This is a genomic window from Roseateles aquae, assembly GCF_032337115.1.
Lineage (GTDB): Bacteria > Pseudomonadota > Gammaproteobacteria > Burkholderiales > Burkholderiaceae_C > Roseateles_C > Roseateles_C aquae.
The window spans coordinates 208,503-234,130 of the sequence record NZ_JAVXZY010000002.1; the positions used below are offsets into that span (position 1 = coordinate 208,503).

The window sequence follows — 25,628 nt, forward strand, 5'->3', positions numbered from 1 at the left end:
TTTACAGTCTCCACAGCACTTGGATCGCCCAGCCGGCGCAGCCCGACAGCCACACCAGTGTGAACACATGCAGCGCCAGCCGCAGGCCCACCGGTTTGACGTAATCCATCCAGATATCACGAACGCCGACCCAGGCGTGATAGCCCAGCGAGATGATCAGCGTGAAGGTCAGGAACTTCATCCATTGCTGGGAGAAGATGCCGGCCCACAGGTCGTAGCCCAGCGGCTGGCGGGTCAGCAGGATCTGCGCCAGCAGCGCGATCGTGAACAGCGCCATCAACACCGCCGTGGCGCGCTGGGCCAGCCAGTCGCGCAGGCCATAGTGCGCACCGACAACGATGCGCTTGGTTCCAAAAGTACTCATTGTTATTGCCTCGTCTTCAGGACAGGGGTCAGGTCTTGCTGTCTGGCCGTACGCATCAGTACAGGCCGAAGAGCTTGGCGCCCAGGGCCAGCGTCAGCAGCGTGCCCAGGGCCAGCGTCAACACGGCGCTGGAATGGCCTTGCTGCTTGCTGACGCTGTGCGTGGCGTCCATCCACAGATGGCGCACGCCGGCGATGAAGTGATGCAGATAGCCCCAGATCAGCGCCAGCGTCACCAGCTTCACAAACCAGGCGGGCACAAAGCCGATGCCGGCCACGAAGGCATTGGTGAAGGCGCCGTAGGAGATCTCGGAAGTCAGACTGGTGTCGAACATCCAGATCACGAAGGGCAGCAGCAAGAACATCAGCAGGCCGCTGATGCGATGCAAGATCGACACGATGCCGGCCGGTGGCAGGCGGTACGAAACGATCTCCGTGACGTGAATATTGCGATAGACCGGTCGCTTCCTGGCAGCGCTGTTGGTGGTGTCCGTCATACCGACCCTTTGTAATTAACGTGAAACCTGATGATTTTATTGCAATGCAACAGCACCCCATGCGGCTTGCTTGCTGTTGCATCCCTGCACCTGTGCGAGGGTCAATTCAAATCATTGCGATAAAAGTGAGTGGAAGTGTTGTACAAGCCGCGCCGCAACTCGACCGGCTTGTCGCCATAGGTGAATGACAGGCGTTCGACGCTGAGCAGCGGCGCGCCGATCTCGACCTGCAGCAGCGCCGCCGTCTCGGCGTCGGCCAGCACAGCCCGGATCTTTTCCTGCGCGCGAATCATCTGCACCCCGAACTCCGTCTCGAACAAACCATAAAAAGGCCCGCGGTGCTGGTTCAGCCGTTCGGTCGTCAGACCCTTGAACAACTGCCCCGGCAGCCAGATATCGTCCAGCACCACCGGCCTGCCCTTGCTGTGCAGCAGCCGGCGCACTTCGACCATCGCGTCACCCGAGCGCATCTGCAAAGCCTTGGCAATCCAGGCCGGCGCGCGCTGCCTCCGGCAATCCAGCAACTGCCGCCCCAGCCCCGCCTCCTGCCCTTCATCGGGCATCAGGCGCAGAAAGCGGTATTGCTGCTGCTGCTCGGCATGGGTGGCAACGAATGTCCCCTTGCCCTGGCGGCGCACCAGCAGATTCTCGGCCGCAAGTTCGTCAACAGCCTTACGAACCGTGCCCTGGCTGACACCAAAGCGCTGCGCCAGTTCCATCTCGCTGGGGATGCTCTCGCCCGCCTTCCATTCACCGGCCTGCAGCCGCGTGATGATCAGCCCCTTGATCTGCCGGTACAGCGGGCTGAACGAGGGCGCGCCCGCGCCGTCGCCGCGCTCGGGCATGTCGGTGCTGGGGGCTAGGGGCTGGGCAGGCATGGCCGGCATTGCAGCACAGGCAGGGCAGGCAGTCCAGCGTCTGACGACTTAGATCTTCTATAAGACATAAGACTGTCAGATTTGTGCAAAGCAGCATTGATAATCTGCAACGGTGTGCGCTATTTGCCGGACTCCGGCGCCGGTCAAGCTCGGGAATGCCCGTGGTCTGGCCTACACTTGGCGCCACCAGCGCTGCCGAGGCCAGCCCTTGGGGCCCGCTCGCCACAGGGTGCGCGGCCAGCGCCGAACAGATTTCGCACTTCAAACCTTTCGGAGAATCCCATGAGCAAGACTCCCGTTCGCGTTGCCGTCACCGGCGCCGCAGGCCAGATTGGCTACGCCCTGCTGTTCCGCATCGCCTCCGGCGAAATGCTGGGCAAGGACCAGCCCGTCATCCTGCAACTGCTGGAGATTCCCGACGAGAAGGCCCAGAACGCGCTGAAGGGCGTGATCATGGAACTGGAAGACTGCGCCTTCCCGCTGCTGGCCGGCGTTGAAGCCCACAGCGACCCGCTGCAAGCCTTCAAGGACACCGACTACGCACTGCTGGTTGGCGCTCGCCCCCGCGGCCCTGGCATGGAGCGTGCTGACCTGCTGGCCGCCAACGCGCAGATCTTCACCGCCCAGGGCAAGGCCCTGAACGCCGTGGCTTCGCGCAACGTCAAGGTGCTGGTGGTCGGCAACCCGGCCAACACCAACGCCTATATCGCGATGAAGTCGGCCCCTGACCTGCCGGCCAAGAACTTCACCGCCATGCTGCGCCTGGACCACAACCGCGCCGCTTCGCAACTGGCTGCCAAGACCGGCACCGCCGTGGGCGACATCAAGAAGCTGACCGTCTGGGGCAACCACTCGCCGACGATGTACGCCGACTACCGCTTCGCCACCACCAATGGCAAGTCGATCAAGGATCTGGTCAACGACCAGGTCTGGAACGCTGACACCTTCCTGCCCACCGTCGGCAAGCGCGGCGCCGCCATCATCGCCGCTCGCGGCCTGTCCTCGGCCGCCTCGGCTGCCAACGCCGCCATCGATCACATGCGCGACTGGGCCCTGGGCTCCAACGGCGAATGGGTCACCATGGGCGTGCCTTCGAATGGCGAGTACGGCATCCCGGCTGGCGTGGTGTTCGGCTTCCCGGTGACCACCGCCGGCGGCGAATACAAGATCGTCGAAGGCCTGGAGATCGATGCCTTCTCGCAAGAGCGCATCAATATCACCCTGGCCGAACTGCAGGGCGAGCAAGACGGCGTCAAGCACCTGCTGTGATCGCCTGCTGAAGACAGCGCTGCTTGCAGCGATACTTGAAAGGGTCGGCCGATGCCGGCCCTTTTTCATTGCGCCTTTGCGCGCCAGTTGTTGAACAAACAAACCACAGAGTCACAGAGCCACGGAGGAAGGCACAGAGCCATAGAGCCACAGAGCCACAGAGCCAATGCGGCTATTTTCTCTGTGTCTCAGTGGCTCTGTGGTGTGCTTCTCTTGGCTTTTGACCCATCAACAAGCAACGCCAAGATAGGCTTGTCATTGCCGTTACTGAACTTGAGTTGATTCGCATGTCCACCGCCCTGCACCCCAAACTGGCCCTGTTCGAAGAAGGCGATGCCGCCACGCTGCTGCCCGTGGTTGACCACTACTGCGGCGTCGAGGCGCGGATGCTCAAGAGCCTGGAATTGCAGGGCGAGCTGGGCCCGGTGTTCGACATCACGCTGGATTGCGAGGACGGTGCGCCGATAGGCGGCGAAGCGGAGCATATGCAGCTGGTGCTGAGCCTGCTCAATGACCCGCAATTGAATCGACATGGCCGCGTGGGCGTGCGCGTCCACCCGTTCGACCACCCGGCCTTTGAAGCCGATGTCGATGCCTTGATTCAGTCAGGCGGCGAGCGCCTGGCCTATCTGATGTTGCCCAAGCCGCGCCAACTCGCCGATGTGCAGGCCGGCTGCGCCTTCATCGATGCCGCGCTACAGCGTCACGGCACTGCCAAGCCGCTGCCGATTCACACGCTGATCGAGACGCATGGCGCGCTGCAGGACGTGCGCGCGATTGCCGCCCATCCGCGCATTGAGTCGCTTTCCTTCGGGCTGATGGATTTCGTCTCCGCCCATCGCGGCGCCATTCCGCGCAGCGCGATGACGCTGGAGGGGCAGTTCAGCCATCCACTGGTGGTGCGTGCCAAGCTGGAAATCGCCGCGGCCGCCCATGCCCATGGCAAGACGCCGTCGCACTGCGTGGTGACCGAATTCAAGAGCGTCAGCAGCATCGAGGCGGCCGCCAGTCGTGCCGCGCGCGAGTTCGGCTACACGCGGATGTGGAGCATCCACCCGAGCCAGATCCAGCCCATCATCGAGGCCTTTGCACCGAGCGTGGCCGAGATCGATGAGGCCATCGCCATCGTGCAGGCGGCGCAGGCCGCGCAGTGGGCGCCCATCCAGTACCGCGACACCCTGCACGACCGCGCCAGCTACCGCTATTTCTGGCAGGTGCTGGAGCGCGCCCATCGCACCGGCCAGACCCTGCCCAAGGAAGTCTGCCGCGCCTACTTTGATGCCTGTTGATCAGCGTAGGCGCGCCTGTTGCAGCCTGTCGCGAATCTGCAGCGCCGCTTGCATCTATGCAGGCAAATGCTTATCTCCAGCGGCGCAAACAGGCTGACAATAGCCAGCATTGATAGACGCCCGTGAGATGTCCCGATGATGATGAAGCGCCTGAGCCCTCTTGCTACCCTGCTCTGCGCCAGCCTGCTGGCCGGCAATGCCTGGTCCGCCGCCGTTGAGAATGCCAAGCCCAAGAGCCGACTGGCCGCCAAGATCAAGCCCGAGACGGCCATCGCGCCGCTGCCCGCCGATGAGCCGGCCTTGAACGAGGAACAGATGGCCGTCGGCCCGCGCGTCCACGCCGGCGAGGTCGCCTGCGAATTCAACCAAAAGGTGCAGCTGACGCCGCATCCCGACAAGCCGGGCCGCTTCCGCCTGCAGTTCGGCAAGATGGTCTACAACATGACGCCCGAGCCCACCAGCACCGGCGCAGTACGCCTCGAAGACAAGGCTGCCGGCGTGGTCTGGCTGCAGATCCCGACCAAATCCATGCTGATGAACGCCAAACTGGGCCAGCGGATGGTCGACAGCTGCCAGCACGCCGACCAGGTCAGCTTCGCCAAGAACCTGAGCGCAGCCAAGCCCGAAGGCGGCATTGGCATCACGCCCGGCACCAGCATCAACAACTGAGTCGCGCGAGAAGGCGAATACGAACAGGAGGCTGCGGCCTCCTTTCTTGTTTTCTGCTGCCATGTCTTGCGTCAGCGCAAGGGAAATCCCTTGGCTGCGGCCTCAAAGTATGTAAAATCAATGCATACTTTCTAGCGCATACCGCGGAGGCTGATGATGGAAGCCACAGTGGCCGAACGAGGCCAGATCACGCTGCCCAAGGCAGTACGCGATGCGCTGGGCCTGAGCAAAGGCACGGTGCTCAAGGTCGAACTCGAAGGCGGCCGCATCATTCTGCGCAAGAACGTCGACGACGCGATCTCGCGCGCCCGCGGCAAGTTCAAGCTGGATGGCTTTGCCTCGGTGGACGACGCCATGCGCGCCGTACGCGGCCGCGCCCCCGGTGATCCGCTCGATCAGTAAACCGCCCGAGCCGCCACCATGATTGCCATCGACTCCTCCGTGCTGGTTGACCTGCTCAGCGACAGCGCCCGTGCCGATCTGGCCGAGGCCGCGCTGCGCGATGCACTCAGCCATGGCCCGGTCGTGGTCTGCGATGTGGTGGTGTCGGAAATCTGCTCCTCGCTGCAGAATGGCGATCAGGCCATGCAGGCGCTCGAAGACATGGGCATCAGTTACAGCCCGGTCGAGCAGAAGGCCGCCATCCGCGCTGGCGAAATGCAGCGCCGCTACCGCAGCCGCGGCGGACACCGCCAACGCACCGTTCCCGATTTCATCGTCGGCGCCCACGCACTGCTGCAGTGCAATGCGCTGATCACCCACGACGACGGATTCTTTCGCGACTACTTCAAGGGCCTGAAGGTGATCACACCCAAGGCCAGCTGAACCTCGACATTGAAGCCAACGCGCCACCTACACCCTCGCAACACCTGGAGAGCTAGACCATGCTGCAAGCCTATCGCCAACACTCCGCCGAGCGCGCCGCGCTGGGCATCCCTCCTCTGCCGCTGGATGCCAAGCAGGTCGCCGAGCTGATCGAGCTGATCAAGAACCCACCGGCTGGCGAAGATGCCTTCCTGCTGGACCTGCTGACCCACCGCGTGCCCCCGGGCGTTGACGATGCCGCCAAGGTCAAGGCCAGCTTCCTGGCTGCCGTGGCTCATGGCGACTTTGCCGTCGCGCTGATCTCCAAGGCCAAGGCCACCGAGCTGCTGGGCACCATGGTCGGCGGCTACAACGTCAAGCCGCTGATCGACCTGCTGGACGACGCCGATGTCGCCGCCGTCGCCGCCGAAGGCCTGAAGAAGACGCTGCTGATGTTCGACTTCTTCCACGACGTCGAAGTGAAGGCCAAGGCCGGCAATGCGCACGCCAAGGCCGTGATCCAGAGCTGGGCCGATGCCGAGTGGTTCACCAGCCGCCCCGAGGTCGAGAAGAAGATCACCGTCACCGTCTTCAAGGTGCCCGGTGAAACCAACACCGACGACCTCTCGCCCGCCCCCGACGCCTGGAGCCGCCCGGACATCCCGCTGCACTACCTGGCGATGCTGAAGAACACCCGCGAAGGTGCGGCCTTCAAGCCGGAAGAAGACGGCAAGCGCGGCCCGATGCAGTTCATCGAAGACCTGAAGAAGAAGGGCCACCTGGTCGCCTACGTCGGCGATGTGGTCGGCACCGGCTCCTCACGCAAGAGCGCCACCAACAGCGTCATCTGGGCCACCGGCCAGGACATCCCCTTCGTGCCGAACAAGCGCTTCGGTGGCGTGACCCTGGGCGGCAAGATCGCGCCGATCTTCTTCAACACACAGGAAGACTCCGGTTCGCTGCCGATCGAGGTCGATGTCTCCAAGCTGGAGATGGGCGATGTGATCGACATCCTGCCCTACGAGGGCAAGCTGGTGAAGAACGGTCCGAATGGTCAAGAAGTCGTCGCCGAGTTCAAGTTGAAGAGCGATGTGCTGTTCGATGAAGTCCGTGCCGGCGGCCGTATCAATCTGATCATCGGTCGTTCGCTGACCGGCAAGGCCCGCGAATCGCTGGGCCTGCCCGCTTCGACGCTGTTCCGCCTGCCGCAAGCCCCTGCCGAATCCAAGGCCGGCTTCACGCTGGCGCAGAAGATGGTCGGCCGCGCCGTTGGTCTGCCGGAAGGCCAGGGCGTGCGCCCCGGCACCTACTGCGAGCCGAAGATGACCACCGTGGGTTCGCAAGACACCACCGGCCCGATGACCCGCGACGAGCTGAAGGATCTGGCCTGCCTGGGCTTCTCGGCCGATCTGGTGATGCAAAGCTTCTGCCACACCGCGGCCTACCCGAAGCCGGTCGATGTGAAGACCCATCGCGAGCTGCCCGCCTTCATCTCCAACCGCGGCGGCGTGGCCCTGCGTCCGGGTGACGGCGTGATCCACAGCTGGCTGAACCGCCTGCTGCTGCCCGACACCGTCGGCACCGGCGGCGACTCGCACACCCGCTTCCCGATCGGCATCTCCTTCCCCGCCGGCTCTGGTCTGGTCGCCTTCGGTGCCGCCACCGGCGTGATGCCGCTGGACATGCCCGAATCGGTGCTGGTGCGCTTCAAGGGCCAGATGCAGCCCGGCATCACGCTGCGCGATCTGGTCCACGCGATCCCGCTGTACGCGATCAAGGCCGGTCTGCTGACCGTCGCCAAGGCCGGCAAGAAGAACATCTTCTCGGGCCGCATCCTGGAAATCGAAGGCCTGCCCGATCTGAAGGTCGAGCAAGCCTTTGAGCTGAGCGACGCGTCTGCCGAGCGCAGCGCCGCCGGTTGCACAGTCAAGCTGAACCCCGCCCCGATCAAGGAATACCTCACCAGCAATATCGTGCTGATGAAGAACATGATCGCCGACGGCTACCAGGACGCCCGCACGCTGCAACGCCGCATCGAGAAGGTCGAAGCCTGGCTGGCCAATCCCAGCCTGCTGGAAGCCGACAAGGACGCCGAATATGCGGCCGTGATCGAGATCGATCTGGCCGACATCAAGGAGCCGATCCTCTGCTGCCCCAACGATCCGGACGATGCCAAGACCCTGTCCGACGTCGCCGGCACCAAGATCGATGAAGCCTTCATCGGCTCCTGCATGACCAACATCGGCCACTTCCGCGCCGCCGCCAAGCTGCTGGGCGGCCAGCGCGACATCCCGGTCAAGCTGTGGGTCGCCCCGCCGACCAAGATGGACCAGAGCGAGCTGATCAAGGAAGGCCATTACGCCGCCTTCGGCACCGCCGGTGCGCGCACCGAAATGCCGGGCTGCTCGCTGTGCATGGGCAACCAGGCGCAGGTGCGTGAAGGCGCGACCGTGGTCTCCACCTCGACCCGCAACTTCCCCAACCGCCTGGGCAAGAACACCAATGTGTTCCTGGCCTCGGCCGAGCTGGCCGCCATTGCCTCCAAGCTGGGCCATATCCCGACCGTGGCCGAATACCACGAGGCCATGGGCGTGGTGAACAAGGACGGCGCCGCGATCTACAAGTACATGAACTTCGACCAGATCGAGGAATACGCCGAAGCCGCCAAGTCGGTCGCCGGTGTGCCGGCCTGCTGATCAGCCGCGCCGATGAATCGCTGATCCTGCAAGCGGGATCAGCGCCACAGCCCCGCCATCGCGCGGGGCTTTTTGCTTTTTCGGCCGGGCGGATAGCGTCCGACGCCACCGCATCGGACGCGTACCAACCGCGTAGCGCACGCCGGCCAGCCGCCGAGTCCTATCATTGAACTGGTATTCAATTGGACTCAAATGAAGCTCCTGACCTGCTTGACCACGCTGACCCTGGCCTGCAACAGCGCCGTTGCCGCCGAAACGCCCATCGCGCCCATCGCGCCCACCGCCACGACTTGGCAAAGCTGGCCTTTGGCCGATGCCGACCAGCTCGACGATTTCTCCGACCTGGCGCCGCTGGGTCAGGCGCTGGCCGGCGTGCAGGTGCTGGGACTGGGCGAGCAGACCCATGGCGCGCATGAGGAGTTCGCCTACAAGCTGCGCCTCTTGCGCTATCTGCACGAGAAGCTGGGCTTCGATCTGCTCTTGCTGGAAAGTGGCTTCTACGACATCGGCCGCATCAGCGCGGCAATGGCGCGCGGTGAAAGCCTGGATGATCTGGCGCCGGGCAATGTGTTCTTCATGTATGCCAAGAGCGCAGAAGGCCGGGACTTGCTGCGATATGTCGATCAACGCCAGCGAGCGGACAGGCCGCTGCTGCTGGCGGGCTTCGACGCGCAGCACAGCGGCGCGCTCAGCGGCAGCGAGCTCTTGCCCGGCCTGCAAGCCGCCTTGCTCAGCCTTGGCCACAAAACGCTGGCGGAGGGTGAGCGATGGCGGCGATTCTCGACTCTGGCTGCGCCCTTGCTCGCCATGAACCGCGCCCTGCCCTCGGCACCCGAGCAGCAGGCCTTTTTCTCCCATGGGCAGGCCATAGGCGCGGCGCTGTGCGGCGCATCGTCTGGCGCGGCGGTCGACACGCCCGCCTGGTGGTGCCGGGTCGTCGACAGCTTGCTGGCACAGGCGCACAGTTTCTGGAGCCAGGATCAGGACTATCAACGCGACAACGCGATGGGCGCCAACGCCATCTGGCTGGTCGAGCAACTGGCCAAGGGGCGCAAGGCGGTGATCTGGGCCCACACGGTTCATCTGGCACGCGGCTTTCAACGCACGCCACAACACTTGCAGGCCGGCGAAGTCATGCACAGGCGTTGGGGGCCGCGCTACCAGGTGCTGCAATTCACTGCCGCTGCGGGGCAGATCCTCGATTTCCGCAGCATGCAGCCGCTGACACTGCCGCCCGTGCCAGCCGGCGGGCTGGAACAGCAGCTGATTCCGCAAGCCAAGGGGCGCCCCCTGCTCGTGCACGCCAGCAGCGCCGTCAATCTCCCGCAGTTCGCCTACGAATATGTGGAGCGCGGTACCGAAAGCTTTCAGCAGCCCGGCCAACTTGGCCGCAACTGGGACTGGCTGATCTTCCTGCCTCGGGTCAGCCCGGTGACGATGGTGCGCTGAGCGCCGCCAGTCGCTCCAGGCCAACAGGCTCTTCGGCCAGCAATGGCACGACGGCATAACGACTGGCATGAACGTCCGCAACGGCCTTGATGAACTCCCGTTCATGCAGCGCACGTGCCTGTAGCAGTGGTGACGCGCTGCCGGCCTGGGCGAGGCTGTTGTTCACCACCCAGGCCCAGGGCTCGATGCCGGCCCGACGCAGCTCGGCCTGCAGCTGCGCCGCCTCCTGCACCGGGGTGTTTTCGGCCAGTGTCACGATCAGCACCTTGGTCCGCTCGGCATCGCGCAGCTGCATCATCGGCGTGGTGAAACCCACACCGCTGCGGCTCATCTGGCGGGCGATATCGCGGTGGTAGGCGCCCGTCGCATCGAGCAGCAGCAGGGTGTGCCCGGTCGGCGCCGTGTCCATCACGACGAAGCGCCGCCCGGCCTCGCGGATGGCGCGCGAGAAGGCCTGGAACACGGCGATCTCTTCGGTGCAGGGCGAGCGCAAATCCTCCGCCAGCATCGCCCTGCCATGGTCATCCAGCGAGCGTCCCTTGCTGGCCATCACCTGGGCGCGGTAGCGCTCGGTCTCGGCCTTGGGGTCGATGCGCGACACGCTCAGCGTCGGCAGTCGCTCCTGCATGGCCACAGCGTCCGAGCCGGCCAAGGTCTCGGTGAGATGCGCGGCCGGGTCCGAGGTGCTGAGCAGGACCGGCAGACCGCGCTGCGCCAAGGCGACCGCAATGGCCGCGGCCAGCGTCGTCTTGCCCACACCGCCCTTGCCCATCACCATGATCAGCCCATGGCCGGGCGCCGCCAAATCCTCCATCAGATCAGCCAGCCGCGGCGATGGCAGGGGCTTCATCGCATCAGCGGCCAGCGCCGTGTCAAGCTCGGCCGGCGCCAGAAAGCGCCTCAAGGCCTCCAGGCCGACAAGATCGAAGCTGCGCAGCGGCAGTTGCTGCATCGGCAAGGCCTGCAGTGCGGCAGGCATCGCCGCCAGGGCCTGCTGTTCGCGCCGGAACACCGCTGCGGCCAGCGCATCACCGGCGCCCTCGGCCTCTGGCATCACACCGTTGACAACCAGCAGCTGTTGGCGCAGGCCGACCTGGGCCAGCTCCTCGTGGGTACGCGCCACTTCGCGCAGTGCCGAGGGCTGCGCTCGCGTGACCAGCACCAGGCGCGTCAAGGCCGGATCAGCCAGTGCATCAACGGCCGCCTGGTATCGCTCGCGTTGCTTGTCCAGGCCGGCCAGCGGCCCCAGGCAGGACGCATCGCCCTGCCCGGTCTGCAAGAAACGGTTCCAGGCGCCGGGCAATTGCAAGAGCCTGATGGTGTGGCCGGTCGGCGCGGTGTCGAAGAGCACATGATCGAAGCGCTGCTGCAGGGCCGCATCGGTGAGCAGGCCAGTGAATTCGTCAAAGGCTGCAATCTCGGTCGTGCAGGCGCCGGACAGCTGCTCCTCCATGCCGCGCAGCGCTTCGGCGCTGAGGCTGGCGCGGGCGGGTTCGATCAGCCGCTCTCGGTAGCCTTGCGCGGCCGCATGCGGGTCAATCTCCAGCGCCGACAAGCCGGGCACCGCATCGATGGCACGGATCTCATTGGCCAGGGCCTGGCCAAACACCTGGCCGACGTTGGAGGCCGGATCGGTGCTGACCAGCAGCACACGCCGCCCCTGCTCGGCCAGGCGCAAGGCCACGGCACAGGCCAGCGAGGTCTTGCCCACGCCTCCTTTGCCGGTAAAGAACACAAAGCGCGGCAGGCGATCCAGCACAGTCATCATCAGCTCCAAGCAAGATGCGAAGCCAAAGACTAGCTCAAGCTTGCACCATCACTCCGTTCACGAACTCACACAAGCTGACTTTCGTCAACTATTCCATAACTATAGAATTATCGAACAATGGACGAAACCAAAATCATCCGCTGCCTGGCCGCGCTGGCCCAGCCGCACCGCTTGCGCGCCTTTCGCCTGCTTGTCGTCGCCGGCCAGGACGGGCTGACGCCGGGTGCGCTCACCGAAGCGCTCGACTTGCCTGCCGCGACGCTGTCCTTTCATCTGAAGGAACTGTGCAATGCCGGCCTGCTGAGCCAGGAGCGCATCGGGCGCAACCTGGTGTACCGCGCCGCCTTTGCGCAGATGAATGAGCTGCTCGCCTATTTGACCGAGAACTGCTGCCAGGGCGAAGCCTGCCTGCCGAAGAACGAGGACAGCTGTGGCTGTTAACCCTCCCAAGGACGCCATCACATGAGCGACAAGCACTTCAACATCCTGTTCGTTTGCACTGGCAATTCTGCGCGTTCGATTCTGGCTGAAGGCTTGATGAACCAGCTGGGGCAAGGACGATTCACAGCCTACTCCGCGGGCAGCCACCCGACAGGAACGGTCAACCCATTTGCACTACGGACACTGGCTTGGCTTGGTCTGAGCACAGAAGGGTATCGAAGCAAGAACTGGGCAGACTTCGCTGCGCCTGGCTCACCGGAACTGGATTTTGTCTTCACTGTTTGCGATAAGGCTGCGGGCGAGGTTTGCCCTGTCTGGCCCGGACAGCCGGTCAGCGCCCATTGGGGCATGCCAGACCCCTCTGCAGTTGTGGGAAGCGAGCCCCAAAAGCTGCAAGCCTTTCAAGACACGGCAATTGCGCTGAAACGCCGCATCGAGTTGATGTTGGCCCTGCCCATCACCAGCCTTGACCGCATGTCCCTGCAACAGGCCGTGCGGCACATCGGACAACAGTGATTTCCAACACGCAAGCATCATGACCACCCACGTTCTCATTCTCTGCACCCACAACTCCGCCCGCAGCGTGCTCAGCGAGGGCATGCTCAACCATCTGGCTGCCAAGCTGGGCAAAGACGTCCGCGCGCACAGCGCCGGCAGCGCCCCCAGCGGCCGGCTCAACCCCTTCGCCTTGGAGGCACTGACGGCCGCCGGGGTCGATGTCAGCGGCTATCGCAGCAAGAGTTGGGACGAGTTCACCACGCCGGAAGCGCCGCCGCTGTCCATCGTCATCACCGTCTGCGACAGCGCAGCTGCCGAGCAATGCCCGGTTTTCTTTGGAGGCAACGGCCAGCCCGTCAAGGTGCACTGGGGCTATCCGGATCCGTCCAATGCACTCGGCGGCGACGAGGGCAAGCGCCAGGCGTTTGAGCTGACCCGCCAGGCGATTGCCTACCGGATGCTGCAGTTGCTGCAGCTCCCCTTGGCCGAGATGGACAAGCCCAGCCTGCAGCAGGCGCTGACCGATATCTACAAGAGCTGAGTCCACACCGCGCCATGAATCTGACACGCAAACTCGCGGCCGAGCTGCTTGGCACCGCCCTGCTGCTGGCCACCGTGATCGGCTCCGGCATCATGGCCGAGCGCCTGTCCGGCGGCAATATCGCCATCGCCTTGCTGGCCAACACGCTGGCCACGGTGGGCAGCCTGTACATCCTGATCGAGATCTTTGGCCCGCTCAGCGGCGCGCATTTCAATCCTGCGGTGTCGCTGGTGATGGCATTGCGCGGCGCGTTGCCGCTGCGCACGCTGGCCGTCTACGTGCCGGCGCAGTTGTTTGGTGCGCTGCTGGGCGCCTGGCTGGCCCATGCGATGTTCGAGCTGCCCATCGTGCAGACCGCCAGCAAGCTGCGCGGCGGCCAGGGCCAATGGATTGCTGAAGTGGTGGCCACCTTTGGCCTGCTGCTGCTCATCCTGCGCGCACCGGCCAGTCGGGTCGCGGCCATGGTGGCCGCCTATATCGGCGCCGCCTACTGGTTCACCGCCTCGACCTCGTTTGCCAACCCGGCCGCCGTGTTTGGCCGCATGTTCAGCGACAGCTTTGCCGGCATTGCCCCGGCCAGCGCGCCCGGCTTTGTGCTGGCCCAGTTGCTCGGCGCCCTGCTGGCACTGGGCGTGCATCGCCTGTTCGGAGCTCAAGAGGCCACCCCATGATGCAGTCGCCCATCGAATCGCCGCCAACCTTTCCCGCACTCGACGCCAGCCAGTTCCTTGTGCCGCAGTCGGAGGCGCTTCAGTCCATCCCGGCCGCGCAGCACGCACCGCGCTTTCTGCTGCTCTACGGCTCGCTGCGCGAACGTTCCTACAGCCGACTGCTGGCCTTTGAGGCTGCACGATTGCTGCAGGCCATGGGCGGTGAGGTGCGCATCTTCCATGCTGACGGCCTGCCCCTGCCCGACGATGGCACTGAGGCCCATCCCAAGGTGCAGGAACTGCGCGAGCTGGTGCTGTGGGCCGAAGGCATGGTCTGGGTCTCGCCGGAGCGCCATGGCGCGATGACCGGGGTGATGAAGTCACAGATCGACTGGATTCCACTGAACAGCGGCGCCGTTCGGCCCACCCAGGGCAAGACGCTGGCCCTGATGCAGGTCAGCGGCGGCTCGCAGTCCTTCAACGCGGTCAACCAGATGCGCCTCTTGGGCCGCTGGATGCGCATGCTGACGATTCCCAACCAATCCTCGGTCGCCAAGGCCTTCGCAGAGTTCGACGAGGCCGGCCGGATGAAACCCTCGCCGTACTACGAACGCGTGGTCGATGTCGTGGAAGAGCTCTACAAGTTCACACTGCTGACCCGCCATCTCACGCCCTATCTGACCGATCGCTACAGCGAGCGGCGGGAAAGCGCGGAGGCGCTGTCACGGCGGGTCAACCAACGCTCGATCTGATGGCCCCCTGAGCCCACGGACTCCAGGCATCCCAGCCATTCACTGGGGCCAGAGGCCCCTCTTCACAGCCCTTTTAGTTGCTATTGACAACCTACAGAGAGCCCACCTATGCTGCGCCCAGATAGTTGCCATACACAACCACATAGCCAACACCATGGCCACAAGCTGCAATCCAACAAAGACACAGAGCCCGACGCAAGCCGGCAGCCTGCTGCGCGAAGTCGCGCGGATGTACACCCGCGCCCAGCGCGTGGTGGCCGACTGCTGCCGCACGACCAGCACCCAATGCCATCTGCTGACCGAGCTGGCTCGCTCCGGGCCCTTGCCGCTGTCCGAACTGGGTACACGACTCAGCCTGGAGAAGAGCTGGGTGTCGCGCGCGGTCGAGGGCATGGTCTCGCGTGGCATGGTGAGCAAGGAGCCGAACCCGAACGACGCAAGGAGCTGGCTCGTCACGCTCACCGCCGACGGCGAACGCACCGTCCGTGAACTCAACGCCACCTTGGATTCCCATGCCGCACAGCTGCTGGATGCGCTGGACGCCGATGAGCGTGCCAGCGTCGAACGCTCCCTGCTGCTGCTCTTGAAAGCCCTGCGCGAGGACACCGCAGCCAACTGCTGCCTGCCTCCCGGCGGGGTGACAAAGGAAAGCAAATCATGTCGCTGAACCTGAACACCATCTCCTTCCGTCCGGCCACGGCCGCCGACTGGCCCGCCATTGCCGAACTGCTGCAGACGAACAAGCTGCCACTGGAGGGCGCTCAAGCCCATCTGCACAACTACCTGCTGGCCTGGTCGGGCTCGCAGTTGCTCGGCTGCGCCGGCGCTGAGCAGTACGGTGATATCGCGCTGCTGCGCTCCTTCGCCGTTGCCCCGAACGCGCAACAACAAGGCCTGGGCAAGGCCATGCTGAGCGTGCTGCTGGATCAGGCCGGGCGCCGCCAGATCAGCCAGCTCTTTCTGCTGACGGTGACGGCACCGGAGTACTTTGCCCAGTTCGGCTTCAAGCGCGGCCGCATCGAGGAGGCGCCGGCGGCGCTGAAGGCCTCGGCCGAGTTGCAGGGAGCCTGCCCGGCCTGCGCCGCCTTCATGTCGCTGCGCCTGACCGAACCGGCAGCCGCCTCGGCGCTGCCTTCGACCTTGCCCGTCGCCGTGATCGGCGCCGGCCCGGTGGGCCTGGCGGCCGTGGCCAAGCTGATCGCCCGTGGCATCCCCTTCATCGCACTGGAAGCCGGGCCGCAGGCAGGCCAGCACCTGCTCGACTACGGCCATGTGCGGCTGTTCTCCCCCTGGCGCTACAACGTCGACGCCGATATGGCCGCGCTGCTGGCACCGACCGGCTGGCAGGCGCCGCCCCAAGAGGGTATGCCGCTGGCCCGGGAAATCGTCGAGCAGGTGTTGCAACCCTTCGCAGCACTGCCCGCGGTGGCAAGAGGGCTGCAGCTCAACACCCGTGTGCTGGCAATCAGCCGAGAAGGCATGGACAAGGTCAAGAGTGCCGGCCGCGCTGAAGCGCCCTTTGTCATCCGTGCCGAGCAACAAGGCCGCTCGCTGGAGTTTCGTGCCCGCGCGGTCATCGATGCCACAGGCACCTGGGGCCAGCCCAACCCGCTCGGCGCCAACGGGCTGCCGGCCGCAGGCGAAGCGGCGGCAGCGGCCCATATTGCCTATGGCATACCTGACGTGCTGGGCACACAACGGCAGCGTTATGCCGGCAAGCGCACCCTGGTGGTCGGCGCCGGACACTCGGCCGCCAACGCCCTGCTGGCGCTGGCCGAACTGGCTCTCGAAGCGCCGGGCACCGAGCTCGTGTGGGCGGTTCGCTCGGCAACGCTGACCCGGGTCTTTGGCGGCGGCGACAGCGACGCGCTGCCAGCCCGCGGTGCCTTGGGCACAGCGCTGCGCCAGCTGCGCGACAGCGGCCGGATGCGCTTCGTCGCCGGCCTGCGCATCGATGCGCTGCACCCCGACGGCGCGCAGCTCAGCGTGCGTGGCCACGACGCTAACGGCGCCGCCCTGCAGCTGGACGGCATTGATGAAATCATCTGCGCCACCGGCCAGCGCCCCGATCTGCGGCTGGCCAGCGAGCTGCGTCTCGATCTGGACAGCGCACTCGAATCAACGACGGCGCTGGGCCCGCTGATCGACCCCAATCTGCACAGCTGCGGCACGGTGCGGCCGCACGGCCACCGCGAGCTGAGCCATGCCGAGCCAGGCTTCTACACCGTGGGGGTGAAGAGCTATGGCCGTGCGCCAACGTTTCTGATGGCCACCGGCTTTGAGCAGGTGCGCTCGGTGGTGGCCGCGCTGGACGGTGACCTCGAAGCCGCCGACCGTGTCGAACTCGATCTGCCGGCCACCGGGGTGTGCAGTGTCGAGCTGGGCAGCGCCGGGCCGGCAACAGCCAGCACCAGCGCCGCGTCTTGCTGCGCAAAGCCCACGCCTGCCGCTGCGACGGGAACGGGAACGGCACGACCAGCGGCGAGCTGCTGTGGCTGAAGCGATGCAGACGAGCTCCTGGCGCACCGTCGCCACCTTGGGCGCCGCGCAGACCCTGGCCTGGGCCTCGTCCTACTACCTACCGGCCATGCTGGCCACGCCGATGGCGCTGGAATTCGGCCTGGCTCCGGCGACGATCTTTGCCGCCTTCTCGGTGGCCTTGGTCGTCTCGGCCTTGGTCGGGCCCTGGGCCGGTCGCCGCATTGACCGCCATGGCGGCCGGCCGCTGCTGATGGGCAGCAGCCTGCTGTTTGCGCTCGGCCTGGCCGCGCTGGGCCTGGCGCAAGGACCGGTGAGCCTGTTTGCCGCCTGGCTGCTGCTGGGCCTGGCCATGGCGGGCGGGCTCTACGACGCCGCCTTTGCCAGCCTGGTGCGGCTCTATGGCCAGGACGCACGGCGTTCGATCACCGGCATCACCTTGATTGCCGGCTTTGCCAGCACCGTCGGCTGGCCTTTGAGCACGCTGATGGAGCAGCACTGGGGCTGGCGTGGCGCCTGCCTCGGCTGGGCGGCCTTGCATCTGCTGCTGGGCCTGCCCTTGAACGCCTGGCTGCCGCGAGCCGCTCCAGAAACCGTGCTCGCCAAACCGATGAAAAAGGCGAGTGACGGCGCCGGCAGCGCGCAGGCGAGCGTCCGCGCCGCATGGATATTGGCACTGGTGTTCGCCGTTGCGGGCTTCGTCGGCACGGCCATGGCCGCGCACCTGCCACGCCTGCTGCAGGCCCAAGGCAGCAGCCTCGCCGCCGCAGTGGCTGTGGGCGCGCTGATCGGCCCGGCCCAGGTGGGCGCGCGGCTGCTGGAATACGGCGTGCTGCGCCGCGCCCATCCCCTCTGGATCGCCCGTGCCGCCACCGCGATGCACCCGCTGGGCGGCGTGCTGCTGGCCGTTTTTGGCGCACCACTGGCGCCGCTGTTCGGCCTGTTGCATGGCGGCGGCAACGGCATCCTGACCATCGTCAAGGGCACGCTGCCGCTGGCCTTGTTCGGCGCCCAGGGCTATGGCCAGCGCCAGGGTCTGCTGATGGCACCTATGCGGGTGAGCCAGGCGCTTTCGCCCTGGCTGTTCGGTCTGGCGCTGGATCGCTGGGGCGGCGGCGCGATCTGGCTCACCGCCCTGCTCGGCTTGCTGAGCCTGGGCGGTTTGCTGATGATTCCGGCCAGACCGGCTGAGCACTGAACGGCTGCATTTGCGCCATTACAGTGGCGAGCCCGTCAACAACACCAGCAGCCCATGAATCCATCATCCGCCGCCGACACCCTCAGCGCCTTGCTGCAGCGCCATCGCTCGATCCGCCGCTTTGAGAACCGCCCGCTGGATGAGTCCGTGGTTGATGAGGTGCTGGCACAGGCGATTGCCGGCAGCTCCAGCTCCGGCAATCTGAACACCTACAGCCTGGTGCTGAGCCGCGATGCCGAACGACGCGCGCGGCTGCATCAGCTGCATTTCGAGCAGGACATGATTCTGCAGGCGCCGCTGCTGATCACCTTCTGCGCCGACACCCGCCGCACCCGCGACTGGCTGAAGCTGCATCAGGCCCGCGACAACTTCGACAATTTCCACGGCTTTCTGGTCGCCGCCTTCGACGCCATGATCCTGGCGCAAAGCGTGGCGCTGGGCTTTGAAGCCCGCGGGCTGGGCATCTGCTACCTGGGCACGACACTGAACGCGGCGGCCGCGATTGCCGAGTTCCTGGAGCTGCCCGATTCGGTGTTCCCGGTCACCTCGCTGGCGGTCGGCTGGCCGGCGGAAAGCCCGGCGCCGCGCGACCGCCTGCCCTTGTCGGCCTATGTGCATCAGGAGCGCTATCAGCGCCACGACGACGCGGCCCTGCAGGCCTTGTTCGCCGAGCGCGACGTCAAGGGCCTGCGGCGCTACCAGGCCATGGGCCCGGAGATGGCTGCGCAGTGGCAGGCCCTGGGTCTGAACTCGCTGGCCCAGTTCTACACCTCGGAGCTGAAGTACTCGCCCGCCGTGCTGCAGGCCAGTTCCCGCGATTTGCTCGCCCTGCTGCAGGCCCGCGGTTTCATGAATAACGCCACGACGGAGCAGCCAAACCGCCCCTGAGCGCCACTCAGAGTCGACGCGCGATCAGCCCGCCCGCCGCCGGCAGGCCGAGCGGAATCCATACCCGCAGCGGGTTGCCGGCGGCCACGCTGATCGCTTCGCCGGCCTCGTTCTGCATCGCCTCCAGACGCAGGCGGCGATTGCCGGCCGGGTGGATCAGCTCGATCTCGTCGCCGACCTGGAAGCGGTTCTTGGTCTCGATCTCCACCCAACCGTCCTCGCGCACGCCACGCACCTCGCCGACGAAATGGCTGCGCTGCAACTCGCTATTGCCAGTCAGATAGTTCTGATAGTCCTGGCTGGGCCGGCGCTCCAGAAATCCGCTGGTATAGCCGCGGTTGGCCAGGCCTTCGAGTTCCAGCAGCAGCTCGGGATTGAACTCGCGGCCGGCCACGGCGTCGTCGATCGCGCGACGGTAGACCTGTGCGGTTCGGGCCACGTAGTAGAGGCTCTTGGTGCGGCCCTCGATCTTCAGCGAATCGACGCCGATGCGCGCCAGCCGCGCGACATGCTCGACGGCGCGCAGGTCCTTGCTGTTCATGATGTAGGTGCCGTGCTCATCTTCCATGATGGGCATCAGCTCGCCGGGGCGGCCCTTCTCCTCGATCAGATAGACCTGATCGGCGGCCGGATGGCGCGCGCCACCGCCGCAGCTGGCGAAGCTGCCCTCGGCCTCGGCCGCCTCGGTGGCGAAATCAAAGCCGGCATCGAGCTGCGCCAGCGGCACCGCCTCGCCGCTATTGCCACATTCGCCGGCCGCCTGCGTGCCGTAGTTCCAGCGACAGGCATTGGTGCAGGTGCCTTGGTTGGAATCGCGCCGGTTGAAGTAGCCGGACAAGAGGCAGCGCCCCGAGTAGGCAATGCAGAGGGCGCCGTGGACAAAGACCTCGATTTCCATGTCCGGGCATTCATTGCGTATGCCCTCGATTTCTTCCAGGCTGAGTTCGCGCGACAGGATCACCCGCGACACGCCCACCTTCTGCCAGAACTTCACCGCCGCCCAGTTCGTGGTGTTCGCCTGCACCGACAGATGGATGGGCACCTCGGGAAAGCGGCCACGCTCCATCGCTTCGCGCATCTGCATGATCAGGCCGGCGTCGGCCATGATCAGCGCATCGGGCTTCAACTCGACCACCGGCTGGATGTCGCGCAGATAGGTGCGCACCTTGTCGTTGTGGGCGATCAGATTGCTGGTGACGAAGAACTTCTTGCCGCGCTGGTGCGCCTCGGCAATGCCTTCGGCAATCTGCTCCAGGCGGAACTCGTTGTTGCGGGCGCGCAGCGAGTAGCGCGGCTGGCCGGCATAGACGGCATCGGCGCCGAAATCGTAGGCAGCACGCATTTTGGCCAGCGAGCCGGCGGGCAGGAGCAGTTCGGGAGCAGAGACGGTAGACATCGGCGCAGTGTCCAACAGGCGCCAAGGGGGGAGCTTGATTCAGGTCATGACATCAAGCCGTCGCAAAACTTTCATAGACTGCCGCGCCTTCAGACCGTCGTTCGGAATCTCCTTGATGCATAACTACAAATCGCTCCAACAGCTGGCACGAGCCGCTGGCGCCGCCCTGCTCGGCCTCTGCGCCTTGAGCGCCCTGCTGCCGCTCAGCGCCCAGGCGCAGGACTCGGCGCCCGTGAATGGCACCGGCGCCAGCTTTCCCTCGCTGGTCTACCAAAGCTGGGCTCAGCAGTACGAAAAGCAGTTCGGCATCCCGGTCAACTACAAGCCGACCGGCAGCGGCGATGGGGTCAAGAAGATCGTCGCCCGCGCGGTCGATTTCGGCGCCAGCGACACGCCTCTCAGTGATGCCGATCTGGAGCGCCACCACCTGATTCAGCTGCCCATGCTGGTCGGCGGCATCGTGCCGGTCTACCGCTTGCCCGGCATCAACGCCGAGCTGAAGCTGACGGGCGAGCTGCTGGCCGATATGTTTCGCGGCCAGGTGAAGAGCTGGAACGATGCGCGCATCGCCGCGCTGAACCCCGGCGTGGCCCTGCCCGCGCTGCCCATCAAGCGCGTGGTTCGCGCCGACAAGTCCGGCAGCACCGATGCCCTGAGCCGCTATCTGGCCCAGGTGTCCGAGGCCTTCAAGGCCGAAGTCGGCGCCGGACAATTGCCGAAATGGCCGGCCGGTGCCATCGCCGCCGAAGGCAACGATGGCATGGTCAAGGCCTTGAGCGAGACGCCCGGCGGCCTGGCCTATGTGTCCTACGACCGGGTGCGCCTGCACAAGCTCAGCGCGGTGCAGCTGCCTTCGGGCAGCGGCAGCTATGTCAGCGCCTCCGAGCAGGCTTTTCGTGCGGCGATCAGCGCCTCGCGCATCGTCCAGGCCGACGACGACCGCGCCAGCCTGATCAATCTGCCCACACCAACCGCCTGGCCGATCACCACCACGTCCTTTGTGCTGCTGGACACCCAGCCCAGCAGCGCTCAGCGCGGTGAGTCGGGCCTGCGCTTCGTCTACTGGGCCTTCCAGAGTGGCGACCGGCTGCTGCGCAATAGCGGCTTCGCGCCGCTGCCGGCACAGCTGCAGGCCAAGCTGGTGGCGCGCTTCCGCCAGGTGCGCCCCCAGGACGGCCGGGCGCTGAACTACGCGACGCTCTGATCGCCTCGAACAGCCGCGCCGGCAGCAGGCCGTCGTTTCAATCGATGAACAGCGTCGCCGGGCACTCGAGCATTGCCCGCACCGCCTGGATGAATTCGGCCGCATCCTGACCATCGACCACGCGATGGTCAAAGGACGAGGACAGATTCATCATCAGCCGGCCGACGACCTGGCCCCCGCGCATCATCGGCCGCTCGACGATGCGATTGACGCCGACGATGGCCACCTCCGGATGGTTGATCACCGGCGTGCTGACGATGCCGCCCAGAGCGCCGAGGCTGGAGATGGTGATCGTCGAGCCACTCAGCTCATCGCGGGTGGCGCGGCCGCTGCGTGCGGCCTCGGCCAGCCGGCGGATCTCGGCCGCGCAACTCCACAGATCATGGGCCTCGGCATGGCGCAGCACCGGCACCATCAGGCCGGCCGGCGTCTGCGCCGCCACGCCCAGATGCACGGCATCGAAGCGATTCAGCACACCGGCTTCATCGTCAAGCCGGGCATTGAGCTGCGGAAAATCAGCCAGGGCCCGGACGATGGCGCGGGCCAGCAGCGGCAATATCGTCAGCTTGCCGCGGCTGGCGCCGTGCTGCTGATTGAGCTGCTGGCGCAGCGCCTCCAGCTCGGTGACATCGACCTCCTCAACATAGCTGAAATGCGGAATGCGCCGCTTGGCCTCCTGCATCTTCTGCGCGATCTTGCGGCGCAGGCCGACGATACGGATCGCCTCGACGCCATCGCCCCGGCTCTGCCTGGTGGGCCGGCGCGCGGCGGCCGGCGCGGCGGCCGCAGGCTGAGCCAGCGCACCACCGCCGGACTGCGGTGTCAGGCTCGCCGGATGGGCGGCGGCATAGGCCTCGACATCGGCATGCATGATGCGACCGGCCGGCCCGCTGGCCGGCACCTGTGCCAGATCGACGCCCAGCTCCCAGGCCTGACGGCGCACGGAGGGCGAGGCGATCGGCCTGTCGCTCGGACGGCCGGCCGGCGTTTCATTCGGCCGCTGCGCCGGCTGACTGGCCGACGCGGCGGTGCTTTGCGTCATCGCGGGCGGCGCCGGCGGACGCGGACTTGAGGCGCCAGCCGACGCTGAGGGCGCAGGCGCTTCTGCCATCACTGCAGGCATCACAGCCGGCTTGACCGCAGCCATCTCGCCATCCACGGCAATCCGTATCAGCTCCGAGCCGACCCTCATCACCGTGCCAGCCTCGGCACCGAGCGCCAGCACCCGGCCCTTGACCGGCGAGGGAATCTCGACGGTGGCCTTGTCGGTCATCACATCGGCCACGATCTGGTCTTCGGCGATCTGCTCGCCGGCCTGCACACGCCAGGCCACCAACTCGACTTCGACGATGCCTTCGCCGATGTCCGGCATCTTGATCACATGTTCACTCATGGTGGGGCTCATCAATTCAGGATTCCATCGCACGCCGCATGGCCGCGGCCACTCGGGCCGGACCAGGGAAGTAGTCCCATTCCTGGGCGTGGGGATAAGGGGTGTCCCAGCCGGTGACGCGCTCGATCGGCGCCTCCAGGTGGTAGAAGCAGTGCTCTTGCACCAGCGCCAGCAGTTCGGCGCCAAAGCCGCTGGTGCGCGTGGCCTCATGCAGGATCAGGCAGCGGCCGGTCTTCTTGACCGAGTTGACGATGGCCGCGAGGTCCAGCGGCCAGATGCTGCGCAGATCGATGATCTCGGCAGCAATGCCGGTCTCGCGCGCTGCCGCCTCGGCCACATAAACCATGGTGCCGTAGGTGATCACCGTCAGCTGCTCACCGGGCTGGTAGATCGCGGCCGATTCCAGCGGCACGCGGTAATGCCCTTCCGGCACCATGCTCATTGCATGGCCGCTCCAGGGTGTGGCCGGCCGGTCGTGATGGCCGTCGAAGGGGCCGTTGTAGAGCCGCTTGGGCTCCAGGAAGATGACCGGGTCGTCGCATTCGATCGCCGAGATCAGCAGGCCCTTGGCGTCATAGGGGTTGGACGGCATCACCGTGCGCAGCCCGCAGACATGGGTGAACAGCGCCTCCGGGCTCTGGCTGTGCGTCTGGCCGCCATAGATGCCGCCGCCGCAAGGCATCCGTATCGTCAGCGGCGCGGTGAAATCGCCGGCCGAGCGATAGCGCAGCCGCGCCGCCTCGGACACGATCTGGTCCGAGGCCGGATAGAAGTAGTCGGCGAACTGGATCTCGGCCACCGGGCGCAGGCCGTAGGCGCCCATGCCGACGGCGATGCCGACGATGCCGCCCTCGGAGATCGGCGCGTCAAACACCCGCTGCTTGCCGTACTTGGCCTGCAGGCCATCGGTGCAACGGAACACGCCGCCGAAATAGCCGACGTCCTGGCCAAAGATGACCACGTCCGGGTCGCGCGCCAGCATCACGTCCATCGCTGAGCGCAGCGCCTGGATCATCGTCATCGAGGTGACGGCACCGGCTTCGGCCTGCACGGCGCCCATGTCTTCTGCCTTCATGCCCGACCTCCAAATGCCTGCACCTGGCGCAACTGTTCCTGCAGATGCGCCGGCATGTCCTTGTAGACGTCCTCGAACATCGAAGCCGCGCTGGGAATATGGCCATTGGCCAACGTACCGAAGGCCTCGGCCGCCTTCTGCGCCACCGCCACCTCGGCCTCCAGCTCCTGCTGCAAGGCCTCATGCTGGGCGTCGGACCACAGGCCGCGGAGGGTCAGGTGTTGCCTGAGCCGGCCAATCGGGTCGCCAAGCGGGAAGCGGGTCCAGTCATCGGCCGGCCGGTATTTGCTCGGGTCGTCCGAGGTCGAGTGCGGGCCGGCGCGGTAGGTTACCCATTCGATCAGCGTCGGGCCCAGATTGCTGCGGGCGCGGTCGGCGGCCCAGCGCGAGGCGGCGTAGACGGCCAGGAAGTCGTTGCCATCGACCCGCAGCGAGGCGATGCCGCAGCCGACGCCACGCGCCGCAAAGGTCACGCCCTCGCCGCCGGCAATGGCCTGGAAAGTCGAGATCGCCCACTGATTGTTGACCACGTTCAGCACCACTGGCGCGCGGTAGACATGGGCAAAGGTCAGCGCGGTATGGAAGTCGCTTTCGGCGGTCGCGCCATCGCCAATCCAGCCCGAGGCAATCTTGGTATCGCCCTTGATCGCCGAGGCCATGCCCCAGCCCACGGCCTGGATGAATTGGGTGGCCAGATTGCCGCTGATGCTGAAGAAACCGGCCTTCTTGATCGAGTACATCACCGGCAGCTGGCGGCCCTTGAGCGGATCGCGTTCGTTGGAGAGCAGCTGGCAGATCATGTCCGTCAGCGGCACATCGTCGCGAGCGATCAAAAGGCTCTGCTGGCGGTAGGTCGGGAAGCACATATCGCCGTCCTGCAGCGCCATCGCGTGGGCGCTACCAATGGCCTCCTCGCCCAGGCTTTGCATATAGAAGCTGAGCTTCTTCTGGCGCTGGGCGATCAGCATGCGGGCGTCGAAGATGCGCGTTTTCAGCATCGTCCTCAGCCCGCGCAGCAGTTGCGCATCGCTGAGCTCGGGCGCCCAGGGGCCAACGGCGCGGCCCTCTTCGTCCAGCACGCGCACCAGGCTGTAGGCCAGCTCGCCGGTGTCGCGCGGCACGACATCTATCGGGGGTTTGGGCACCGCGCCGGCCGGCGACAGGTGCAGGTAGGAGAAATCGGTGTGGCAGCCCGGGCGCCCGGTCGGCTCCGGCACATGCAAACGCAGTGGCTCAGTCATAGGCACAACAGCTCCTGCACGCTGGGGTGGCGTGCTTGGCTCGATCGATTCCGGCAGCACCCGGGTGAGGCACCGCCAGCCCATGCAGGGCACGCCGGGATCGCCGGCACCTGCAAGCCACCTGAGCGTAACGGATAGCGAGGGCGCCGCGAAGCTCCGGCACTACCGATCTGGAAAACCCTGAGCCGCTG

The 25,628-nt window shown here is 65.9% G+C and carries 25 protein-coding genes; 17 read left to right on the forward strand and 8 right to left on the reverse strand.

The window, feature by feature from the left end; all coding sequences use genetic code 11:
• Window position 1: 1 nt before the first annotated feature.
• The 3 genes from sdhD to RQP53_RS06225 form a co-directional block, all read right to left on the reverse strand.
• On the reverse strand, window positions 2-364 hold the full coding sequence (gene sdhD / locus RQP53_RS06215) for a succinate dehydrogenase, hydrophobic membrane anchor protein (RefSeq protein ID WP_315649362.1): 363 nt from the start codon (window positions 362-364) through the stop codon (window positions 2-4).
• Window positions 365-419: 55 nt separating this feature from the next.
• The gene (sdhC, locus tag RQP53_RS06220; RefSeq protein WP_315649363.1) at window positions 420-860 is read right to left on the reverse strand and encodes a succinate dehydrogenase, cytochrome b556 subunit; all 441 of its coding nucleotides are present in this window, start codon (window positions 858-860) and stop codon (window positions 420-422) included.
• 101 nt (window positions 861-961) lie between these two features.
• Window positions 962-1,738, reverse strand: coding sequence for a GntR family transcriptional regulator (locus RQP53_RS06225; RefSeq protein WP_434064061.1), 777 nt, complete (start codon window positions 1,736-1,738; stop codon window positions 962-964).
• A gap of 282 nt (window positions 1,739-2,020) precedes the next feature.
• Between RQP53_RS06225 and RQP53_RS06230 the strand changes: the two genes are divergently transcribed.
• The 7 genes from RQP53_RS06230 to RQP53_RS06260 all read left to right on the forward strand — a co-directional run bounded on the left by RQP53_RS06230 (window position 2,021) and on the right by RQP53_RS06260 (window position 9,914).
• On the forward strand, window positions 2,021-3,007 hold the full coding sequence (locus tag RQP53_RS06230; protein WP_315649364.1) for a malate dehydrogenase: 987 nt from the start codon (window positions 2,021-2,023) through the stop codon (window positions 3,005-3,007).
• Between the two features lie 287 nt (window positions 3,008-3,294).
• Window positions 3,295-4,296 (forward strand): HpcH/HpaI aldolase/citrate lyase family protein, encoded by a 1,002-nt coding sequence (locus RQP53_RS06235; RefSeq protein ID WP_315649365.1) that lies wholly within the window; start codon window positions 3,295-3,297, stop codon window positions 4,294-4,296.
• Between the two features lie 135 nt (window positions 4,297-4,431).
• Complete coding sequence (locus tag RQP53_RS06240) at window positions 4,432-4,965, forward strand: hypothetical protein (protein ID WP_315649366.1); 534 nt, start codon at window positions 4,432-4,434, stop codon at window positions 4,963-4,965.
• Between the two features lie 156 nt (window positions 4,966-5,121).
• Window positions 5,122-5,367 carry an AbrB/MazE/SpoVT family DNA-binding domain-containing protein gene (locus RQP53_RS06245; RefSeq protein WP_315649367.1) on the forward strand — a complete coding sequence of 82 codons (246 nt, stop codon included), beginning with the start codon at window positions 5,122-5,124 and terminating at the stop codon, window positions 5,365-5,367.
• Window positions 5,368-5,385: 18 nt separating this feature from the next.
• Window positions 5,386-5,790, forward strand: a complete 405-nt coding sequence (locus RQP53_RS06250) for a type II toxin-antitoxin system VapC family toxin (protein WP_315649368.1) — start codon at window positions 5,386-5,388, stop codon at window positions 5,788-5,790.
• A 59-nt stretch (window positions 5,791-5,849) separates the two neighbouring features.
• A complete protein-coding gene (gene acnB, locus RQP53_RS06255) occupies window positions 5,850-8,465 on the forward strand; it encodes a bifunctional aconitate hydratase 2/2-methylisocitrate dehydratase (protein ID WP_315649369.1) in 2,616 nt (871 codons plus the stop codon).
• 192 nt (window positions 8,466-8,657) lie between these two features.
• Complete coding sequence (locus tag RQP53_RS06260) at window positions 8,658-9,914, forward strand: erythromycin esterase family protein (protein WP_315649370.1); 1,257 nt, start codon at window positions 8,658-8,660, stop codon at window positions 9,912-9,914.
• Here the strand turns inward: RQP53_RS06260 and arsA are convergent.
• Complete coding sequence (gene arsA / locus RQP53_RS06265; protein WP_315649371.1) at window positions 9,889-11,679, reverse strand: arsenical pump-driving ATPase; 1,791 nt, start codon at window positions 11,677-11,679, stop codon at window positions 9,889-9,891. The genes RQP53_RS06260 and arsA overlap by 26 nt on opposite strands.
• A 120-nt stretch (window positions 11,680-11,799) precedes the next feature.
• On the opposite strand from arsA, the gene RQP53_RS06270 reads away from it, so the two are divergent.
• From RQP53_RS06270 to RQP53_RS06310, 9 genes are all read left to right on the forward strand, one after another.
• Window positions 11,800-12,123, forward strand: a complete 324-nt coding sequence (locus RQP53_RS06270) for an ArsR/SmtB family transcription factor (RefSeq protein WP_315649372.1) — start codon at window positions 11,800-11,802, stop codon at window positions 12,121-12,123.
• Window positions 12,124-12,144: 21 nt separating this feature from the next.
• The gene (locus tag RQP53_RS06275; RefSeq protein ID WP_315649373.1) at window positions 12,145-12,639 is read left to right on the forward strand and encodes an arsenate reductase ArsC; all 495 of its coding nucleotides are present in this window, start codon (window positions 12,145-12,147) and stop codon (window positions 12,637-12,639) included.
• 19 nt (window positions 12,640-12,658) lie between these two features.
• Window positions 12,659-13,162, forward strand: a complete 504-nt coding sequence (locus RQP53_RS06280) for an arsenate reductase ArsC (protein WP_315649374.1) — start codon at window positions 12,659-12,661, stop codon at window positions 13,160-13,162.
• A 14-nt stretch (window positions 13,163-13,176) separates the two neighbouring features.
• A complete protein-coding gene (locus RQP53_RS06285; protein WP_315649375.1) occupies window positions 13,177-13,833 on the forward strand; it encodes an aquaporin in 657 nt (218 codons plus the stop codon).
• A complete protein-coding gene (gene arsH, locus RQP53_RS06290) occupies window positions 13,830-14,564 on the forward strand; it encodes an arsenical resistance protein ArsH (protein WP_315649376.1) in 735 nt (244 codons plus the stop codon). The genes RQP53_RS06285 and arsH overlap by 4 nt, the downstream gene beginning before the upstream one ends.
• A gap of 154 nt (window positions 14,565-14,718) precedes the next feature.
• Window positions 14,719-15,231 (forward strand): MarR family winged helix-turn-helix transcriptional regulator, encoded by a 513-nt coding sequence (locus RQP53_RS06295; RefSeq protein ID WP_315649377.1) that lies wholly within the window; start codon window positions 14,719-14,721, stop codon window positions 15,229-15,231.
• Window positions 15,222-17,063, forward strand: coding sequence for an arsenic resistance N-acetyltransferase ArsN2 (gene arsN2 / locus RQP53_RS06300; RefSeq protein WP_315649378.1), 1,842 nt, complete (start codon window positions 15,222-15,224; stop codon window positions 17,061-17,063). Before RQP53_RS06295 ends, arsN2 begins: the two co-directional genes overlap by 10 nt.
• Before the next feature lie 4 nt (window positions 17,064-17,067).
• The gene (locus RQP53_RS06305; RefSeq protein ID WP_315649379.1) at window positions 17,068-18,240 is read left to right on the forward strand and encodes an MFS transporter; all 1,173 of its coding nucleotides are present in this window, start codon (window positions 17,068-17,070) and stop codon (window positions 18,238-18,240) included.
• 54 nt (window positions 18,241-18,294) lie between these two features.
• Window positions 18,295-19,128, forward strand: a complete 834-nt coding sequence (locus RQP53_RS06310) for a nitroreductase family protein (protein ID WP_315649380.1) — start codon at window positions 18,295-18,297, stop codon at window positions 19,126-19,128.
• Between the two features lie 7 nt (window positions 19,129-19,135).
• Here the strand turns inward: RQP53_RS06310 and trhP are convergent, their stop codons facing one another.
• Window positions 19,136-20,524 carry a prephenate-dependent tRNA uridine(34) hydroxylase TrhP gene (gene trhP / locus RQP53_RS06315; protein WP_315649381.1) on the reverse strand — a complete coding sequence of 463 codons (1,389 nt, stop codon included), beginning with the start codon at window positions 20,522-20,524 and terminating at the stop codon, window positions 19,136-19,138.
• Between the two features lie 115 nt (window positions 20,525-20,639).
• Between trhP and pstS the strand changes: the two genes are divergently transcribed.
• Window positions 20,640-21,728 carry a phosphate ABC transporter substrate-binding protein PstS gene (gene pstS / locus RQP53_RS06320; protein ID WP_315649382.1) on the forward strand — a complete coding sequence of 363 codons (1,089 nt, stop codon included), beginning with the start codon at window positions 20,640-20,642 and terminating at the stop codon, window positions 21,726-21,728.
• Between the two features lie 37 nt (window positions 21,729-21,765).
• Here pstS and RQP53_RS06325 read toward each other — a convergent pair whose 3' ends face one another.
• Genes RQP53_RS06325 through RQP53_RS06335 form a run of 3 tightly spaced genes read right to left on the reverse strand, consistent with a single transcriptional unit; the run spans window position 21,766 to window position 25,437 of the window.
• Window positions 21,766-23,121, reverse strand: a complete 1,356-nt coding sequence (locus RQP53_RS06325; RefSeq protein WP_315649383.1) for a dihydrolipoamide acetyltransferase family protein — start codon at window positions 23,119-23,121, stop codon at window positions 21,766-21,768.
• A gap of 16 nt (window positions 23,122-23,137) precedes the next feature.
• The gene (locus tag RQP53_RS06330; protein ID WP_315649883.1) at window positions 23,138-24,142 is read right to left on the reverse strand and encodes an alpha-ketoacid dehydrogenase subunit beta; all 1,005 of its coding nucleotides are present in this window, start codon (window positions 24,140-24,142) and stop codon (window positions 23,138-23,140) included.
• A 50-nt stretch (window positions 24,143-24,192) separates the two neighbouring features.
• Complete coding sequence (locus RQP53_RS06335; RefSeq protein ID WP_315649384.1) at window positions 24,193-25,437, reverse strand: 3-methyl-2-oxobutanoate dehydrogenase (2-methylpropanoyl-transferring) subunit alpha; 1,245 nt, start codon at window positions 25,435-25,437, stop codon at window positions 24,193-24,195.
• Between the last annotated feature and the right edge of the window lie 191 nt (window positions 25,438-25,628).